Source organism: Pseudomonas reidholzensis (assembly GCF_900536025.1).
GTDB lineage: Bacteria > Pseudomonadota > Gammaproteobacteria > Pseudomonadales > Pseudomonadaceae > Aquipseudomonas > Aquipseudomonas reidholzensis.
The window spans coordinates 189,386-206,677 of the sequence record NZ_UNOZ01000002.1; the positions used below are offsets into that span (position 1 = coordinate 189,386).

At 65.0% G+C, this 17,292-nt stretch carries 17 protein-coding genes; 10 read left to right on the forward strand and 7 right to left on the reverse strand.

Annotated elements, in window-relative coordinates; all coding sequences use genetic code 11:
• Positions 1-10 precede the first annotated feature (10 nt).
• The 5 genes from pstA to CCOS865_RS01030 all read left to right on the forward strand — a co-directional run bounded on the left by pstA (position 11) and on the right by CCOS865_RS01030 (position 5,652).
• On the forward strand, positions 11-1,681 hold the full coding sequence (gene pstA, locus CCOS865_RS01010; RefSeq protein ID WP_119137136.1) for a phosphate ABC transporter permease PstA: 1,671 nt from the start codon (positions 11-13) through the stop codon (positions 1,679-1,681).
• 73 nt (positions 1,682-1,754) lie between these two features.
• Positions 1,755-2,588, forward strand: a complete 834-nt coding sequence (gene pstB / locus CCOS865_RS01015; protein ID WP_119137801.1) for a phosphate ABC transporter ATP-binding protein PstB — start codon at positions 1,755-1,757, stop codon at positions 2,586-2,588.
• A 119-nt stretch (positions 2,589-2,707) separates the two neighbouring features.
• Positions 2,708-3,478 carry a phosphate signaling complex protein PhoU gene (gene phoU, locus CCOS865_RS01020; RefSeq protein ID WP_119137137.1) on the forward strand — a complete coding sequence of 257 codons (771 nt, stop codon included), beginning with the start codon at positions 2,708-2,710 and terminating at the stop codon, positions 3,476-3,478.
• Positions 3,479-3,641: 163 nt separating this feature from the next.
• Positions 3,642-4,544: a response regulator gene (locus CCOS865_RS01025; protein ID WP_119137138.1), complete on the forward strand. Its 903-nt coding sequence runs from the start codon at positions 3,642-3,644 to the stop codon at positions 4,542-4,544.
• 211 nt (positions 4,545-4,755) lie between these two features.
• Positions 4,756-5,652, forward strand: a complete 897-nt coding sequence (locus CCOS865_RS01030) for a peptidoglycan DD-metalloendopeptidase family protein (RefSeq protein WP_119137139.1) — start codon at positions 4,756-4,758, stop codon at positions 5,650-5,652.
• 31 nt (positions 5,653-5,683) lie between these two features.
• Here CCOS865_RS01030 and CCOS865_RS01035 read toward each other — a convergent pair whose 3' ends face one another.
• The 3 genes from CCOS865_RS01035 to phoB form a co-directional block, all read right to left on the reverse strand.
• The gene (locus CCOS865_RS01035) at positions 5,684-7,024 is read right to left on the reverse strand and encodes a hemolysin family protein (RefSeq protein ID WP_119137140.1); all 1,341 of its coding nucleotides are present in this window, start codon (positions 7,022-7,024) and stop codon (positions 5,684-5,686) included.
• 127 nt (positions 7,025-7,151) lie between these two features.
• Positions 7,152-8,459: a phosphate regulon sensor histidine kinase PhoR gene (phoR, locus tag CCOS865_RS01040; RefSeq protein ID WP_119137141.1), complete on the reverse strand. Its 1,308-nt coding sequence runs from the start codon at positions 8,457-8,459 to the stop codon at positions 7,152-7,154.
• Between the two features lie 46 nt (positions 8,460-8,505).
• Positions 8,506-9,195 (reverse strand): phosphate regulon transcriptional regulator PhoB, encoded by a 690-nt coding sequence (gene phoB / locus CCOS865_RS01045; protein WP_008091627.1) that lies wholly within the window; start codon positions 9,193-9,195, stop codon positions 8,506-8,508.
• A gap of 149 nt (positions 9,196-9,344) precedes the next feature.
• On the opposite strand from phoB, the gene CCOS865_RS01050 reads away from it, so the two are divergent.
• Complete coding sequence (locus tag CCOS865_RS01050) at positions 9,345-9,716, forward strand: COG4315 family predicted lipoprotein (RefSeq protein WP_119137142.1); 372 nt, start codon at positions 9,345-9,347, stop codon at positions 9,714-9,716.
• Between the two features lie 32 nt (positions 9,717-9,748).
• Here CCOS865_RS01050 and ubiA read toward each other — a convergent pair whose 3' ends face one another.
• Positions 9,749-10,639: a 4-hydroxybenzoate octaprenyltransferase gene (gene ubiA / locus CCOS865_RS01055; protein WP_119137143.1), complete on the reverse strand. Its 891-nt coding sequence runs from the start codon at positions 10,637-10,639 to the stop codon at positions 9,749-9,751.
• Complete coding sequence (locus CCOS865_RS01060; protein WP_119137144.1) at positions 10,639-11,196, reverse strand: chorismate--pyruvate lyase family protein; 558 nt, start codon at positions 11,194-11,196, stop codon at positions 10,639-10,641. The genes ubiA and CCOS865_RS01060 overlap by 1 nt, the downstream gene beginning before the upstream one ends.
• Positions 11,197-11,330: 134 nt before the next feature.
• Between CCOS865_RS01060 and CCOS865_RS01065 the strand changes: the two genes are divergently transcribed.
• The 4 genes from CCOS865_RS01065 (at position 11,331) to CCOS865_RS01080 (ending at position 13,699) form a co-directional block, all read left to right on the forward strand.
• Positions 11,331-11,498, forward strand: a complete 168-nt coding sequence (locus tag CCOS865_RS01065; protein WP_119137145.1) for a rubredoxin — start codon at positions 11,331-11,333, stop codon at positions 11,496-11,498.
• 31 nt (positions 11,499-11,529) lie between these two features.
• Complete coding sequence (locus tag CCOS865_RS01070; protein WP_119137146.1) at positions 11,530-12,678, forward strand: NAD(P)/FAD-dependent oxidoreductase; 1,149 nt, start codon at positions 11,530-11,532, stop codon at positions 12,676-12,678.
• A 189-nt stretch (positions 12,679-12,867) separates the two neighbouring features.
• Entirely contained in the window at positions 12,868-13,173 is a 306-nt protein-coding gene (locus CCOS865_RS01075; protein WP_043199840.1) for an HU family DNA-binding protein, read from the forward strand.
• A gap of 148 nt (positions 13,174-13,321) precedes the next feature.
• On the forward strand, positions 13,322-13,699 hold the full coding sequence (locus CCOS865_RS01080) for a helicase (protein WP_119137147.1): 378 nt from the start codon (positions 13,322-13,324) through the stop codon (positions 13,697-13,699).
• Positions 13,700-13,729: 30 nt separating this feature from the next.
• Here the strand turns inward: CCOS865_RS01080 and CCOS865_RS01085 are convergent, their stop codons facing one another.
• Positions 13,730-15,133, reverse strand: coding sequence for an aminoacyl-tRNA deacylase and HDOD domain-containing protein (locus CCOS865_RS01085; protein WP_119137148.1), 1,404 nt, complete (start codon positions 15,131-15,133; stop codon positions 13,730-13,732).
• A 78-nt stretch (positions 15,134-15,211) separates the two neighbouring features.
• A complete protein-coding gene (recG, locus tag CCOS865_RS01090) occupies positions 15,212-17,290 on the reverse strand; it encodes an ATP-dependent DNA helicase RecG (RefSeq protein WP_119137149.1) in 2,079 nt (692 codons plus the stop codon).
• Between the last annotated feature and the right edge of the window lie 2 nt (positions 17,291-17,292).

Here is a 17,292-nt window from a genome sequence, read left to right on the forward strand (position 1 = left end):
GTAGAGATCCGTGAAAAAGGATTCCCTCAAAGGCTGGTTCAAGAGCGGCGCTCCGGGTGTGTGGATCAGCGGTGGCGCCGTCGCCATCGCCGTGATCATGACCGTGGGCCTGCTGGCGGTGATCGCCGTGCGTGGCCTCGGCCACTTCTGGCCAGCCGACCTGATCCAGGCCACCTACAAGGTGCCTGGCCAGGCCGACCATGTGGTCATCGGTGAAGTGGTACAAAAGGAACAGGTGCCGCTGGCACGCCTGAAGGGCGCCGGCCTGCCGGTGCCTGACGACGGCCCGGAGTTCATGACCCGCGAGCTGGTCAAGGTCGGTAACCGCGACCTCAACGGCAGCGACTTCACCTGGGTGGTCGGCGACTGGCTGGTGGATCAGACCACCCCCGCCGAACTGATCGCCCTCGAGCGTCGCGAGTGGGGCAACTTCTACGGCTACCTGGTCAGCGTCAAGCAAGACGGCAAGGTCGTCGCCGAAGGCCAGGCGGCCTGGGGCGAGCTGCAGGCGCGTCTCAAGCGCGCCAGCCAGCTGGCCGGCGAGCTGCAGTCGCTCGAGAAGAAAGACATCGGTGCGATCAACCATGGCCTGGAGCGCCTGCGCCTGCAAAGCCGCAAGCTTGAGCTGCACGGCAAGCTGGACGCCGCCGCTCAAGCCGACATGGAGTCCGAGCGCGCCGAGCTGAACAACCGCTACAAGGCCATCGAAGACCGCCTTGGCGCATTGCACGCCGACTTCAGCCGCGACAGCCTGGTGGCCCGCGATGGCAACGGCCGCGAAGTCGAGATCAACCTCGACAAGGTGGTCCACGCCTACCAGCCGAACGGCATGGGCACGGTCACCAAGCTGGGCACCTACTTCGCCAAGGTGTGGGAGTTCCTCAGTGATGACCCGCGCGAGGCGAACACCGAGGGCGGCATCTTCCCGGCGATCTTCGGGACCGTGATGATGACCCTGATCATGGCCGTGATCGTCACCCCGTTCGGCGTGCTGGCGGCGGTGTACCTGCGGGAATACGCACGCCAGGGCCCGGTGACGCGCTTGATCCGCATCGCCGTGAACAACCTGGCGGGTGTACCGGCGATCGTCTACGGCGTGTTCGGCCTGGGCTTCTTCGTCTATGTGCTGGGTGGCTCGATCGACCGCCTGTTCTTCCCTGAAGCCCTGCCGGCGCCGACCCTGGGTACTCCGGGCCTGCTGTGGGCCTCGCTGACCCTGGCGCTGCTGGCGGTGCCGGTAGTGATCGTGGCCACCGAAGAGGGCCTGGCGCGGATCCCGCGGACCGTGCGCGAGGGCTCGCTGGCCCTTGGTGCGACCAAGGCCGAGACCCTGTGGAAGATCGTCCTGCCCATGGCCAGCCCGGCGATGATGACCGGGATGATCCTCGCCGTGGCCCGTGCCGCCGGTGAAGTGGCACCCTTGATGCTGGTCGGTGTGGTGAAGCTGGCGCCGTCGCTGCCGGTGGACGGTAACTACCCTTACCTGCACCTGGACCAGAAGATCATGCACCTGGGCTTCCACATCTACGACGTCGGCTTCCAGAGCCCCAACGTCGAGGCCGCGCGGCCGCTGGTGTATGCCACCGCATTGCTGCTGGTGCTGGTGATCGCCACGCTCAACCTGTCCGCGGTGTGGATGCGTAACCACCTGCGCGAGAAGTACAAGGCGCTGGACCACTGATCCTGATCTGCAAGCGTGCCGCCCACCCACCGGGCGGCCCTTTGAAACGAATTGATAGCGTATGGAGTTGACCATGCAGCAAGAATCCCACACCCACGGCATCGACATGTCGGCCCTGGGTCGCGACAAGCAGGGCCTGCGCCTGGCCGAAGAAACCGTGGCCATCGAAGTGCCTGGCCTGTCCCTCTACTACGGTGACAAGCAGGCGCTGTTCGACGTCAGCATGAACATCCCCAAGCAGCGCGTGACCGCCTTCATCGGCCCGTCCGGCTGCGGCAAGTCGACCCTGCTGCGCACGTTCAACCGCATGAACGACCTGGTCGATGGCTGCCGTGTCGACGGCGCGATCAACCTCTACGGCAACAACATCTACCGCAAGGGCGAAGACGTCGCCGAGCTGCGTCGCCGGGTCGGCATGGTGTTCCAGAAGCCCAACCCGTTCCCCAAGACCATCTACGAGAACGTCGTCTACGGCCTGCGCATCCAGGGCATCAACAAGAAGCGCACCCTCGACGAGGCCGTTGAGTGGGCCCTCAAGGGCGCGGCCCTGTGGGAGGAGGTCAAGGACCGCCTGCACGAGTCGGCGCTGGGCCTGTCCGGCGGTCAGCAGCAACGTCTGGTGATTGCCCGGACCATCGCCGTCGAGCCTGAAGTGCTGCTGCTCGATGAGCCGTGCTCGGCACTCGACCCGATCTCGACGTTGAAGGTCGAAGAGCTGATCTACGAACTGAAATCCAAGTACACCATCGTCATCGTTACCCACAACATGCAGCAGGCGGCGCGCGTCTCCGACTACACCGCGTTCATGTACATGGGCAAACTGATCGAATTCGGTGATACCGATACACTGTTCACCAACCCGTCGAAGAAGCAGACCGAAGACTACATCACCGGTCGCTACGGCTAGCAGCAGCCGCAAGCTTGAAGTTTCAAGCTGCAAGAAAGCGGCGAGCGTGAAGCCCGGAACGACACGAACAACTTGAAGCTTGAAGCTTGCCACCTGAAGCTTCTTCGCGGAGCGAAAGCATGATCAACAAAGAAAGCCTTACCCATCACATCTCCCAGCAGTTCAATGCCGAGCTGGAGGAGGTTCGCAGCCACCTCCTGGCGATGGGCGGCCTGGTCGAGAAGCAAGTCAACGACGCCGTCACCGCGCTGATCGAGGCCGACTCGGGCCTGGCCCAGCAGGTGCGTGAAGTCGACGAACAGATCAACCAGATGGAGCGCAACATCGACGAGGAATGCGTGCGCATCCTCGCCCGTCGCCAGCCGGCGGCCTCCGACCTGCGCCTGATCATCAGCATCTCCAAGTCGGTGATCGACCTCGAGCGCATCGGTGACGAGTCGACCAAGATCGCCCGTCGCGCCATCCAGCTCTGCGAAGAAGGCGAGTCGCCGCGCGGCTACGTCGAAGTGCGCCATATCGGCGACCAGGTGCGCAACATGGTCCGCGACGCGCTGGACGCCTTTGCCCGCTTCGACGCCGACCTGGCCCTGTCGGTGGCCCAGTACGACAAGACCATCGACCGCGAGTACAAGACCGCCCTGCGCGAGCTGGTCACCTACATGATGGAAGACCCGCGCTCGATCTCGCGGGTGCTCAGCGTGATCTGGGCGCTGCGTTCGCTGGAGCGTATCGGCGACCACGCCCGCAACATCTCCGAGCTGGTGATCTACCTGGTGCGGGGCACCGACGTGCGCCACATGGGCCTCAAGCGGATGAAGGCGGAAGTCGAAGGGACGGCCGGTCGCGAGGGCGATAGCGCTAATGTTTCGGCCGAATCGGACGATAAATAGGATTGCTCCCGAGCATGAACGCCCGGCCTAGTGCCGGGCGTTTTCGTTTGCGGTCGAGCAGCCAGTAGGCACCCGCGAACAGTGTAGGCAGTCCCGGCGTGACCAGTGCTTGGCAAATGGCCATCAGTCAGCGGTATGCTAGTCGGGATCAAGAGGAGTGTTGATGAGTAAAGTCAATGTACTGGTTGTGGATGACGCCCCGTTCATCCGCGACCTGGTAAAGAAATGCCTGCGCAATGCCTTCCCCGGCATGGTCATCGAAGACGCGGTCAACGGTCGCAAGGCCATGGCCATGTTGACCAAGGAGCCGTTCGACCTGGTCCTGTGCGACTGGGAGATGCCGGAGATGTCCGGGCTCGAGTTGCTCACCTGGTGCCGCCAGCAGCCTGAGATGAAAGCCCTGCAGTTCATCATGGTGACCAGCCGTGGCGACAAGGAAAACGTCATCCAGGCGATTCAGGCCGGGGTGTCCGATTTCGTCGGCAAGCCGTTCACCAACGAGCAGTTGCTGACCAAGGTGAAGAAGTCGCTGAGCAAGATCGGCAAGCTCGACAGCCTGATGGCGGGTGGGCAGGCACGGGTCAACTCGGCGTTTGCCAACGACTCGCTGAGCGCCCTGACCGGTGGCCGTCCTGAGGCGGCCAAGGTAGCGCCCGCAGCAGCGCTGACGGCGGCCAAGCCGCTGATCAATGCCCCGGCGGCCAAGCCCGCAGCGACGGCTGCGCCGACCGGGCGTGGCCAGGGCCAGCTGCGTTTGGCGAGCGGCTCGCAGGCGTGCGTGATCAAGGCGTTGAGCCTCAAGGAAGCGCTGCTGGTGGTGCGCCGTAGCGCCAACCTGCCGCAGGTGCTGGAAGGCGCGGTGCTCGACCTGGAGCAGGGCGAGAACGCCGAGGTGGCCCGCTTGAATGGCTACCTGCATGCCGTGGCGGCGATGGAGCCAAAGCCTGACAGCGACTGGCTGCAACTGACCTTCAAGTTCGTCGACCAGGACGCGCAGAAGCTCGACTACCTGTCGCGACTGATTGCCCGCGGTACCGCGCAGAAGCACTTCACCCCCGGCGCGTAAGCGCTGGCAGGGCTGGCCCTTTCGCGGGGCAAGCCCGCTCCCATAGGATTGGTGTTGGACTCAGAATTCGGGCATTGCAGGCACTCTGTGGGAGCGGGCTTGCCCCGCGAAAGGGCCGGCCCTGACCCAACAAAGCCGACCAGCTGCACCTACCCCCTGCAGATCCTGCTGCTAGGCTTGGACAGATCGCACCTGTCAAAAAGCCACTATCATGCCCAGCCGCCTGCTGCTGTTCTGTGTCTTGCTCACGGCCTCGGCGTCGAGCCTGGGCGTGACCCTGTACAAGACCACCGACGCCTTCGGCGTGGTGTCCTATTCCGATCGCCCCAGCGCGGGCGCCAAGCCGCTGGTGCTGCGCGACGCCATGGTCGAGCGACTGGACGAGCAGGTACAGCTCAATGCCGAGACGGTTGCCGGCGGCGTGCGCTTCGTGGCGCGCAACACGCTGTTTGCCCCGGTCGAGGTCGAGCTGCGCTTGAACCGCCTGAGCAACGCCCTGGGCAGCAATGCGCCGCGCATCGTGCGCAAGGTGCTGCCGCCACGCTCGACTCAGGTGCTGACCGTGGTCATGGCCCAGCCGGGCGCTCAATTGGGTTACCAGACCAAGCTCGAGTACGCCATGGGCAACCCGACCCAGCGACCCCAGGCGTTTCGCTATCCGTTCCCGTGGCGCGGTGGGCCGTTCCGCCTGAGCCAAGGGCCGAACGGGCGCTTCAGCCATTTCGGCGCCAAGGGCCGCTATGCCATGGACATCGCCATGCCTGAGGGCACGCCGATCGTTGCTGCGCGGGGCGGGGTGGTAGTCAAGACCGAGAACAGCCAGAGCGGGCGCGGCAATAACCCTTCAGGCAACTTCGTGCGGATCCTCCACCCGGACGGCACCATGGGTGTGTACCTGCACTTGCAGCGTGGCTCGGTGACCGTGCGCGAGGGGCAGCGGGTGCTGCAGGGGGGGCTGCTGGCGAAGTCGGGGAATACCGGCAACAGCAGCGGGCCGCACCTGCATTTCGTGGTGCAGCGCAACGTCGGTCTGGCGCTGGAGTCGATCCCGTATCAGTTCGACAAGCCATTGGGCGGGCTGCCCGATTTCACGGCGGGCAACCCTTGAAAACCTGGGGCCGCGAAGCGGCCCCAATGGCTCAATCCAGTTTCAGCACCTTGGCCAGGACGATCTTCGGCCCTTTCATCTTCTTGATGATGATCCGCAGGCCATCGACCTCCAGCAGTTCCTCTTCCTCAGGCACCCGCTTGAGCGTCTCGTAGACCAGCCCGGCAAGGGTTTCCGCCTCGATATGGTCGAGGTCGACACCGAGCAGGCGCTCGACCTTGAACAGCGGTGTATCACCGCGTACCAGCAGTTTGCCCGGCTGGTAGGCGAGGATGCCGCGTTCGGTCTTGCGGTGTTCGTCCTGGATATCGCCGACCAGCACTTCCAGCACGTCTTCCATGGTCAGGTAGCCGATCACCTTGCCATCGGCTTCCTCGACCAGCACGAAGTGCGCGCCGCCCTTGCGGAACTGCTCGAGCAGCTGCGACAGTGGCATGTGCCGGGAAACCCGCTCCAGCGGCCGGCACAGGTCTTCCAGGTCGATGACGCCGGGGATGTGGTCGAGGTCGGCCAGCTCCAGCAGCAGGTCCTTGATGTGCAGCAGCCCGGTGAACTCCTCGCGCTCGGCGTCGTATACCGGGTAGCGGCTGAACTTGTGCCGGCGGAACATCGCCAGCACTTCCTTGAGCGGCGCCTTGGCGTCGAGGCTGATCATGTCCTCGCGCGAGTTGGCCCAGTCGACCACCTCCAGCTCGCCCATCTCCACCGCCGAGGCCAGTACGCGCATGCCTTGGTCGCTGGGGTCCTGGCCACGGCTGGAGTGCAGGATCAGCTTCAGTTCTTCGCGGCTGTAATGGTGCTCGTGGTGCGGGCCAGGTTCACCTTGCCCGGCGATACGCAGGATGGTGTTGGCGCTGGCGTTGAGCAGGTAGATGGCCGGGTACATCGCCCAGTAGAAGATGTACAGCGGCACCGCCGTCCACAGCGACAGCAGCTCGGGTTTGCGGATCGCCCAGGACTTGGGTGCCAGCTCGCCGACAACGATGTGCAGGTACGAGATGACGAAGAACGCGACAAAGAACGAGACGCCCTTGATCAGTTCCGGGCTGTCGACGCCGAAGTAGGCCAGCAGCGGCTCGAGCAGGTGAGCGAAGGCCGGTTCACCGACCCAGCCCAGGCCCAGCGAGGCCAGGGTGATACCCAGCTGGCAGGCCGACAGGTAGGCGTCGAGCTGGTTGTGCACCTTGCGCAGGATGCTGCCGCGCCAGCCGTGCTGTTCGGCAATCGACTCGACGCGGGTCGAGCGCAGTTTGACCATGGCAAACTCGGCGGCAACGAAAAAGCCGTTGAGCAAGACCAGGAACAGCGCAAAGAGAATCATGCCGAAGTCGGCAAACAGGGAGGTGAAGCTGATACCAGGGGAAGGGTCCATGATGGGGTTTTACGGGGTCCGTCTTCGAAAAGGATAAAAAAGAAGTGCCAGCAGACGCTGGCACGGACAGCCAATGTAACGGCTGGGCCCACAAAAGCAAAGGGCCGCCAAGCAGCCCCGGTCGATCTCAGACCTTGCCCATGACCACCTGGCTCGGCGCAAAATGGCAGGTAAAGGTGCTGCCGTGCCCCGGTACGCTGCTGATCTCCAGCCGGCCGCGGTGGCGCAGCAGCACATGCTTGACGATCGCCAGGCCCAGGCCGGTGCCACCGGTGTTGGAGTTGCGACTGGAGTCGACCCGATAGAAGCGCTCGGTCAGCCGCGGCAGGTGCTTGGCGTCGATGCCCATCCCCGAATCCTGCACCGACAGGTGCGCGCCTTGCTCGTCGGCCCACCAGCGGATGCGAATGTTGCCTTCGTCCTGGGTGTACTTCACCGCGTTGAACACCAGGTTGGAGAACGCGCTGCGCAGCTCAGACTCACTGCCCTTGAGCGAGATGCCGGGCGTCGACTCCAGGCTGATGCGCTGCTTGCGCGGCCCGGACAGCGCCTGGGCATCGCCCTTGATCGCGCTGAGCAGGGCGTCGATCGACACCGGCTGATTGTCCGACGGGTAGTCGGTGGCCTCGAGCTTGGCCAGCAGCAGCAGGTCGTTGAGCAGGGTCTGCATGCGCGACCCTTGCTGGCTCATCTGCTGCAGTGCGCGGGTCCAGCGTGGGTTCACGTCCTCGACGTTGTCGAGCAGGGTCTCCAGGTAGCCGGCGATCACCGTCAGCGGCGTGCGCAGCTCGTGCGAGACGTTGGCGATGAAGTCCTTGCGCATCTGCTCGAGCTGGTGAATGCGGGTGACGTCGCGCACCAGCATCAGGTGCTCGTTGTTGCCGTAGCGGGTGATGTGCAACTGGACCCGCATGCGGTCGTTGATCGGCGAGGGGATCTCCAGCGGCTCGAGGTAGTTCTCGGCCTCGAAGTATTCCTTGAAGCGCGGGTGGCGGACCAGGTTGGTGACCTGCTGGCCGCCGTCCTGCGGGGTCTTGAAGCCCAGCAGGGTCTCGGCGGCGCGGTTCCACCATTCCAGGTTGCCATCGCTGTCGAGCATGATCACCGCATCGCGCAGGGCGGCGGTGGACTCCTGCACCCGGTCGATCACCGCCTGCAGGCGGCCGCGCACGCGCTGGTCGCGGCGTTGCAGGTGGTAGATGCTGTCGAACACCTCGCCCCACAGGCCGTAGCCATCGGGTGGTGCTTCATCGGGTTGATGGTGGCGCAGCCAGTCGTGCAGGCGCAGCAACTGCTTGAGGGTCCAACCCAGGTAGAGCGCCAGGCCGATGGCCAGGCTCCAGCCGTAATAGCCTGACACCAGCCCGCCGACCAGGCAGACGCTGATCAGCAGCAGCAGGTGGCGAATCAGGGTCGCATGCCAATTCTGGTTCAATTAACACAATCCTTGTACAGCACACATCCAGGGGCTGGGGCTTCGATCAGCTCTTGGTCGAGAAGCGATAGCCGGTTCCGCGGACGGTTTGTACCAGATTTTCGTAGGCTTCACCCAAGGCTTTGCGCAGACGACGGATGTGCACGTCGACGGTGCGCTCCTCGACGTAGACGTTGCCGCCCCAGACCTGGTCGAGCAGCTGGCCACGGGTGTAGGCGCGCTCCTGGTGGGTCATGAAGAACTGCAGCAGGCGGTATTCGGTAGGGCCCATCTCGGCCGGCTTGCCGTCGATGGTCACGCGGTGGCTGATCGGGTCGAGCAGCAGGCCGCCGACTTCGATCGGCGCTTCGGTGTCGCTCGGCCCGGTGCGGCGCAGCACGGCCTTGAGCCGGGCCACCAGCTCGCGCGGCGAGAACGGCTTGGTGATGTAGTCGTCGGCGCCGACTTCCAGGCCCTGGATCTTGTTGTCCTCTTCACCCTTGGCGGTGAGCATGATGATCGGGATGTCGCCGGTCAGCTCATCACGCTTGAGGCGGCGCGCCAGCTCGATCCCGGAGGTGCCCGGGAGCATCCAGTCGAGCAGGATCAGGTCCGGCTTGCGGTCGACGATGATGGCGTGGGCCTGCTGCGAGTTCTCCGCTTCCAGGCAGTCGTAGCCGGCCATTTCCAACGCAACGGCGATCATCTCGCGAATCGGTGCTTCGTCGTCGACGATCAGAATGTTCCTGCCAACCATGCTCAAAACCTCTCCTGGATACGGTGTCTTGGCCCGCATTAGATAACGGAATTATTGCAGTCGTGTGACATGTCGTGGGCTGAAGCGGCAACTATCGTTGACTGAGCTAGGCTTTAGATCCCACGCCCGAACTAAAACGGTGAACTCCAATGACACGAAAAACGCTGAACTGGATGGCCCTTTTCGCTGTGCTGGCGCTGCCGGGAGTGGCATCCGCCCACCATGCCATGGAGAAGGATGGCATGTGGGTCGATCATGACGGCATGACGCTGTACACGTTCGACAAGGATGCTGGCGGCAAATCGATGTGCAACGGCGACTGTGCGAAAAACTGGCCGCCGTTGATGGTCAAGGCCGACGATGAGGCGGCGAAAGGCAAGTGGACCCACGTGACCCGCGACGATGGCAGCATGCAGTGGGCCTATGATGGCAAGCCGCTGTACACCTTCGTCAAGGACAAGAAGGCCGGGGAGACCACGGGTGATGGCATGAAAGACGTCTGGCACGTCGCCAAGCCTTAACGATCACCGGGGCCGCCAGGCGGCCCCGGGTTTCAGCGCAGCGCGTAGTCGAGCAGCACGCCGATGAACACCAGCAGCCCCGCCCAGTGGTTGTGCAGAAACGCCTTGAAGCACGCATCGCGGTCCAGCTTGCGCGTCGACCAGTACTCCCACGCAAAGCACAGCGCCGCCCCCAGCAAGCCCAGGTGGAACCACCCGCCCAGCTGGAATTGGTTGCCTGCCAGCAGCAGGCAGCCCAGCGAGAGCATCTGCAGGGTCAGGATGATCGTCCGGTCGGACTCGCCAAACAGGATCGCCGTGGATTTCACCCCGATCTTCAGATCGTCGTCACGGTCGACCATCGCGTAGTAGGTGTCGTAACCCACCGTCCACAGCAGGTTGGCGATGTACAGCAGCCAGGCGCTCGCTGGCAGTTCAGCGCCGGCAGCGGTAAAGGCCATGGGGATGCCCCACGAATAGGCGGCGCCGAGCACCACCTGCGGGTAGTAGGTGTAGCGCTTCATGAACGGGTAGCACGACGCCAGGGCCACCGCGCCGAACGACAGCCACACGGTCTGCGCATTGGTGCACAGCACCAGCAGGAAGCTCACCCCGACCAGGATCGCGAACAGCAGCAGCGCCTCGCGCGGTTTGATCCGGCCGCTGGCCAGCGGCCGGTCGGCGGTGCGCTTGACGTGGCCATCGACCTTGCGGTCGGCGAAGTCGTTGATGCAGCAACCGGCGGCGCGCATCAGCACCACGCCAAGGCCGAAGATCAGCACATTGGCCACACTGGGCGAGCCCTGGGCGGCAATCCACACCGCCGACAGGGTCGGCCACAGCAGCAGGTAGATACCGATGGGGCGGTCCATCCGGCTCAGCTGGACGAAGTCCCAGGCGCGCGGGTGCAGGCGGTTGAGCGACTTGAGCAGTTGCAGGTACATCAGCGGGTTTCCTCCTTGGCCGCTTGCCACAGGGCGGGCAGGAACACCTCGGCCACGAGCAGGTCGAGGCCATCGCGCTCGAAGCGTGAGCGCCGCCCCCAGAGCCCGTCAGCGGCGGCCTCGGCGGGCAGCCAGGCCGGTGGATAGGTGCACACTTCGAGCGGGTGGCGGATAAACGCCTGGTCACAGAACAGCAACTCGCCCAGCGAGCGGCTGCCCAGCGTCTCCAGGTCCAGCCCGCCGCGCTCCAGGGCGCTGCGCCCGGCCACGCTGCGGGCGAACACCCAGGGCTGGCCGTGGCCACGCAGGTAGACTTCGCGCACCCAGCCCTGGGCGCCGGGCGCGAGGCCCAGGGCCAGGCATTCGTCGTCGCGCAGGGCCTGCCAGCCCTCGAACAGCGGGGTGACGGAGAAGTGATCCTGGGACAGGCGGGTCAGGCGGCGGGTCAGCGAACCCTCGTCGAACAGCCAGTCGAGGGTAGGCTGGGCGAGCGGGGTCGCCAGCTGTGAATACGGCAGCCACGCGACAGCGGCTGCTTGCGGGGATTCGTACGACACGTCGGTATGCTTGTTACAGCCAGAGAGGCGGCGAGCTTAGCATGTTGCCCGCGCTGCTTGCATACTGCAGGCAGGGCCAGTAAAAAGCCCCGCGTGATGACCGTTGAAGCCTCAAACCCATAAGAGGAACCCTGATGAAGAAGTGGCAATGTATTGTCTGTGGCCTGATCTATGACGAGGCCGAGGGCTGGCCGGACGACGGCATCGCCGCCGGCACCCGCTGGGAAGATGTCCCGGCAGACTGGCTGTGCCCGGACTGCGGCGTCGGCAAGATGGATTTCGAAATGATCGCCATCGGCTGATCACAACCCTGTTCAAGTGAGGAAGCACGACATGACGTCCCCTGTGGTGATCATCGGTACCGGCCTGGCCGGCTACAACCTGGCCCGCGAGTTCCGCAAGCTCGACAGTGAAACCCCACTGTTGCTGATCACCGCCGACGACGGTCGCTCGTACTCCAAGCCCATGCTCTCCACCGGCTTCGCCAAAGCCAAGGACGCCGACGGCCTGTGCATGGCCGAACCCGGCGCCATGGCCGTGCAGCTCAAGGCCGAGGTCCGCACCCACACGCGCATCAGTGGCATCGACCCCGGCCACAAGCGCCTGTGGATCGGCGAAGAGGCGGTGGCCTATCGCGACCTGATCCTGGCCTGGGGGGCGCAGACCGTGCAGGTGCCGGTCGAGGGCGATGCCAGCGCGCTGATCTTCCCGATCAACGACCTCGAGGACTATGCGCGCTTTCGCGCGGCGGCGGCCGGCAAGCAGCGGGTGCTGATCCTCGGCGCCGGGCTGATCGGCTGTGAGTTCGCCAACGACATGCGCCTGGGCGCCTTCGAGGTCGACGTCGTGGCGCCGTGCGAGCAGGTCATGCCGACCCTGCTCCATCCCGCCGCCGCTGGCGCCGTGCAGGCCGGCCTGGAAGGGCTGGGCGTGCGTTTTCACCTCGGGCCGGTGCTGACCCGCCTGCAGCACGCCGCCGAGGGCCTCGAGGCGCACCTGTCGGACGGCAGCGTGATCGCCTGTGACCTGGTGGTCTCGGCCATCGGCCTGCGCCCACGCACCGACCTCGCCGCCGCTGCCGGCCTGCAGGTCAACCGCGGGGTGGTGGTCGATCGCGAGCTGCGCACCTCGCACGCCAACATCTTCGCCCTTGGCGACTGCGCCGAGGTCGACGGCATCAACCTGTTGTACGTGATGCCGCTGATGGGCTGTGCCCGCGCCTTGGCGCAGACCCTGACCGGTGCCCCGGTAGCGGTCGCCTACGGACCGATGCCGATCACCGTCAAGACACCCGCCTGCCCCCTGGTGGTCTCGCCCGTGCCGGCCGGCCGCGAGGGCGACTGGCAGGTCGAAGGGCAGGGCGCCGACCTCAAGCTGCTGTGCCGCGACGCCGAGGGCAACCTGCTGGGCTATGCCCTGACCGGCACCGCCGTCATGGAAAAGCTGGCGCTGAATCGGCAGTTACCCGCCCTGATGGCGTGAATGGCGGGTTTTCTGTCGGATTTACCTTGTTGTTGCTGCCACATTGGCCGTCCAGACACTGGCGCGGTACCCATGAGCGTGCCATTCTCACTCGCGTCTGCCGCAGTTTAGAGCCTGCGGCGCCTTGAGCGCTGCTTCGCCAAGCAGCACGGCAATAACAACAAGAATTCCCGTCCAAGAGGCTTCACTATGCGCAAACCAGAACTCGCCGCTGTCATCGCAGAAAAGACCGATCTGACCAAGGAAAAGGCCAATCAGGTGCTTAACGCGATCCTCGACAGCATCACCGGTGCCCTCGACAAGGACACCGTTACCTTGGTCGGCTTTGGCACCTTCGAGAAGCGTCATCGTGGCGCCCGCACGGGCAAGAACCCGCAGACTGGCGAGCCGGTGAAGATCAAGGCCAGCAACACGGTCGCCTTCAAGCCCGGCAAGAACCTCAAGGACAGCGTCAATCCACCGGCTGCTCCGGCCAAGGCCGCCAAGAAGAAATAATCCCTGATCAATCTTCTGCTGCACACCGAACGGGCGCCTTGAGGGCGCCCGTTGTGCTTTACATGGCGTAACCACGGCGAGCTTGCATAAAAAGGTCGAGAAGGGGATAAACTGCGCCGCTCAGTCACTTTTTAATCGAGGCGCGTCGATGAAGTTCCGCTTTCTTCTCTGGGCCATGGGGCTGTTGATGGCCCGGGCCAGCCGCAACAATCCGGCGTTCCAGCAGCAATTGCGCGACAAGGACCTGGTGTTCCAGATGCAGACCCTCGACGGCAAGGTTGCCCGCCATTTCATCGTCAACAACGAGCGGGTCAGCAGCAAGGGTGGCCAGCACCCGCAGCCGGCCTTTGCGATAGCCTTCAAGGACGCCGCCTACGGCTTCGCCACGCTGCAGGCGAGCAACAAGCAGCTGGCGTTCATGCAGGGGATTCAGGACAAGCACATCCAGATCAAGGGCAATCCGGCGCTGGTCATGTGGTTCCAGGGCTTGATGAAGTACCTCAAGCCGAAGAAGAAGAAAACCTGAGGGTCCGGGGCGCAAAGCGCCCCGGCGAGTTCAGTGCGGCGCGTTGAACTGCGAGGCCAGCTCGCGCAACAGCGCCTCGGCCTCCAGCACCTTGTTGACCACGTCGTCGGCCTTGTCCCGGCTCAGCCCCAGCCGTTCCAGCAGCTCCTCCGGAATGCTCTCCTGCGGCCCCGAGCCGATCCCGCGCGAGCGCAGCAGGCGGGTTGCCAGGCAGACCAGGTTGGGGAACGCCGAATACTCACCGTCATAGCTCGGGTCGTGCTGGAAACGCAGCGCGGTGGACAGCTCGTCGGGCATGTCCCACAGCTTCATCAGCCAGGCACCGATCTGTTCGCGGCTGATGCCCAGCAGGTGCTGTTCGACAAAGGTGTGGCACAGGTGCGGGTTGACCTCCAGGTGCCGGCAGATCAGCGAGAAGTGCGGCGGGAAGACATGCGCCAACAGCAGGTAGCCGAAGTTGTGCAGCAGGCCGGCAAGGTAGGTCAGGCCGGCCTCCGGGCGCTCGGCCCGCGGCATTGCGCGGGTCAGGCCCTCGATCACCGCAGCGGTGTAGATCGACTGCTGCCAGTACGGCGTCGCCTGTTGCGGGTGATCCTTGGGCAGCTCGAGGGTCTTGCCCAGGGCCAGGCCGAGCGCGAGGTTGATCACCAGGTCGAAGCCCAGCACGCGCACGATGGCGTCTTCCACCGAGCGGATCTTGCCCGGTGAGGCGTAGTACGGCGATGCCGCCCAACTGACCACCTGGGCCGCCAGCGCCGGGTCGGTTTCGACCACGCCGGTGATGTCGTCGATGCTGGCGTTGGGGTCGACGCGCAGCTTGATGATCTTTTGCGCGGTGTCGGCCAGCGGCGGGATCTCGATGGTTTCCTCGAGGCGCTTCTGGATGCGCCGCGCGGTGAACGCCTGCACCGCCTGGGTGATCTCGTGGCGGTCGTCGTCGGGGCGGTCCAGGTTAGGCCGGATGTCTTCGACCTTGAGGCCGAAATTGCCCGCGCTGGCCTTGTGCAGCATGCGTTTGAACGGCCCGCGCTCGACTTCCAGGAGCACGCCGGGCTCACCCGACTGGATCAGTACGGTGTCGCTGGCGAGCAGGCGCTCTTCGTACAGGCAGGGCGAGCTGGTCAGTGCCGGTAGCGCCGGCAAGGCCTTGAGGCAATGCTTGTCGAGCATCAGCCGCAGGCGCGCCAGGGGCACGGCGACCAGCTTGCGACCGGTGATCTCGGTCAGGCGGTTGAGGTCGAGCAGCTGGTCCTGGGGGATCAGCACCATCAAGGCACCGACTTCGTCATCCAGCAGGACCGCCTGAACACGCGACGCGGCGGGCAGCCGCGGGTGCTCAGGCACCTCGCGGTAGTCCACGCCGAGTTTTTCGAGCAACAGCCGGATGACAGACGGTGCGTGCGGGGTTGCGGTGTCCAGGGCAACTTCAGTCATGGTCTGTATCCAAGTAATTCTTTAAACGCAAAGTATAACCAGCCTGACCAGCAGACTGGATCCATTCCGAGAGGTGTGTCACACCTGGCCATATTGCTGGCCGTGGCGCAGCCAGCGGTCGAGCAGCGGGCTGACGTGCTCCGGCCAGTCCGCCAACAGCGTCTGGGCGGCATCGCGTACTGCCGGGAGCAGGTCGGCGTCGCGCATCAGGTCGGCGACCTTGAACTGTAGCAGGCCGGTCTGGCGGGTCCCGAGCATCTCGCCGGGGCCGCGCAGCTCGAGGTCTTTTTCGGCGATGATGAAGCCATCGTTGGTTTCGCGCATGATGCCCAGGCGTTCGCGGCCGATCTGCGACAATGGCGGGTGATAGAGCAGCACGCAGTGGCTCGCCGCGCTGCCCCGACCGACCCGCCCGCGCAACTGGTGCAACTGCGCCAGGCCGAGGCGCTCGGGGTTCTCGATGATCATCAGGCTGGCATTGGGCACGTCGACGCCCACCTCGATCACCGTGGTCGCGACCAGCAGCTGGAGGTTGCCGGCCTTGAATTCGGCCATCACCGCGGCTTTTTCGACCGGCTTCATGCGCCCGTGGATCAGCCCCACGCGCAGTTCGCCAAGGGCGCTGCCCAAGTCTTCATAGGTGCTCTCGGCCGCTTGGCAGGTGAGCTCTTCGGACTCTTCGATCAAGGTGCAGACCCAGTAGGCCTGGCGGCCTTCGGCACAGGCCGCACGGACCCGCTCGACCACTTCGAAGCGCCGGCTGTCGACCACCAGCACGGTATTGACCGGGGTACGGCCGGGCGGCAGCTCGTCGAGCACCGAGGTGTCGAGGTCGGCGTAGGCGCTCATGGCCAGGGTCCGCGGGATCGGCGTGGCGGTCATGATCAACTGGTGCGGGCAGAGCTCGCCGGCCACGCCTTTCTTGCGCAGGGCCAGGCGCTGCTGCACGCCGAAGCGGTGCTGCTCGTCGATGATCGCCAGGGCCAGGTGTTTGAACTTGACCTCTTCCTGGAACAGCGCGTGGGTACCGACCACCATCGGCGCACCGCCGGCGATCTGCTCCAGGGCGCTGACCCGGGCCTTGCCCTTGAGCTTGCCGGCCAGCCAGGCGACTTCGATGCCCAGCGGCTCCAGCCAGCGCTTGAAGGTGATGAAGTGCTGCTCGGCGAGGATCTCGGTCGGCGCCATCAGCGCCACCTGGTAACCGGCCTCCAGCGCCTGCAGGGCGGCGAGGGCGGCCACCACGGTCTTGCCGGCGCCGACATCACCCTGCACCAGGCGCATCATCGGCTCGCCCTGGCTGAGGTCGTAGGCGATCTCGTTGCCGACCCGCTGCTGCGCACCGGTGGGCGCGAAGCCAAGGTTGGCCAGGTACTGCGCTGGCAGCCGGCTGGCCTTGGGCAGTACCGGCGCACGCAGGCTGCGCAGGCTTTCGCGCAGGCGCTGCTGCGACAGCTGATGGGTCAGCAGCTCTTCGAAGGCCAGCCGGTGCTGGGCCCAGTGGTGGCCCAGGGCGAGCTCTTCGAGGTCGGCGTCGGCTGGCGGGTTGTGCAGGTAGCGGATCGCCTCGTCGAGCGGCGCCAGCTGATAGTCGTTGGCCAGTTGCGCCGGCAGCCAGTCGGGCAGGCTGCGTGGGCCGAGCATCGTCAGGCTCTGCTGGCAGAGCAGGCGCAGGCGTTGTTGGGTCAGGCCTTCGGTGGTCGGGTAGATCGGGGTCAGGGTCTGCTCGACCGCCGGCGCCGGCTCGCTGCCATTCAGCGCACGGTACTCCGGGTGGTAGATCTCCAGGCCCGAAGCACCGGGGCGCGCTTCGCCATAGCAGCGCAAGTGGGTGCCGCGCTTGAGGCCCTCCTTTTGCGCATTGCTGAAATGGTAGAAGCGCAGGCTCAGCACGCCGCTGCCGTCACCCAGGCGCACCACTAGACTGCGGCGCTTGCCCATGGTCACGTCGGTGCCGCTGACCACGCCCTCGATGACCGCATCCTGGCCAGGCCGCAGCTGGCCGATGGGCACCACGCGGGTGCGGTCCTGGTAACGCATGGGCAGGTGGAAGAGCACATCCTGCAGGTTTTCCAGGCCGACCTTGGCGAGTTTATCCGCCATCGCCTCGCCGACGCCCTTGAGTTCGGTGACGGGGACCTTAGACAGCTCGTTCATGG

Coding starts and splice junctions, on each gene's coding strand:
- CCOS865_RS01030 (WP_119137139.1), top strand. CDS start 4,756: ATGCCCAGCCGCCTGCTGCTGTTCTGTGTCTTGCTCACGGCCTCGGCG.
- CCOS865_RS01085 (WP_119137148.1), bottom strand. CDS start 15,133: ATGACTGAAGTTGCCCTGGACACCGCAACCCCGCACGCACCGTCTGTC.
- phoB (WP_008091627.1), bottom strand. CDS start 9,195: ATGGTTGGCAGGAACATTCTGATCGTCGACGACGAAGCACCGATTCGC.
- ubiA (WP_119137143.1), bottom strand. CDS start 10,639: ATGTACCTGCAACTGCTCAAGTCGCTCAACCGCCTGCACCCGCGCGCC.
- CCOS865_RS01070 (WP_119137146.1), top strand. CDS start 11,530: ATGACGTCCCCTGTGGTGATCATCGGTACCGGCCTGGCCGGCTACAAC.
- pstB (WP_119137801.1), top strand. CDS start 1,755: ATGCAGCAAGAATCCCACACCCACGGCATCGACATGTCGGCCCTGGGT.
- CCOS865_RS01075 (WP_043199840.1), top strand. CDS start 12,868: ATGCGCAAACCAGAACTCGCCGCTGTCATCGCAGAAAAGACCGATCTG.
- CCOS865_RS01035 (WP_119137140.1), bottom strand. CDS start 7,024: ATGGACCCTTCCCCTGGTATCAGCTTCACCTCCCTGTTTGCCGACTTC.
- phoU (WP_119137137.1), top strand. CDS start 2,708: ATGATCAACAAAGAAAGCCTTACCCATCACATCTCCCAGCAGTTCAAT.
- CCOS865_RS01065 (WP_119137145.1), top strand. CDS start 11,331: ATGAAGAAGTGGCAATGTATTGTCTGTGGCCTGATCTATGACGAGGCC.
- CCOS865_RS01080 (WP_119137147.1), top strand. CDS start 13,322: ATGAAGTTCCGCTTTCTTCTCTGGGCCATGGGGCTGTTGATGGCCCGG.
- recG (WP_119137149.1), bottom strand. CDS start 17,290: ATGAACGAGCTGTCTAAGGTCCCCGTCACCGAACTCAAGGGCGTCGGC.
- CCOS865_RS01050 (WP_119137142.1), top strand. CDS start 9,345: ATGACACGAAAAACGCTGAACTGGATGGCCCTTTTCGCTGTGCTGGCG.
- CCOS865_RS01025 (WP_119137138.1), top strand. CDS start 3,642: ATGAGTAAAGTCAATGTACTGGTTGTGGATGACGCCCCGTTCATCCGC.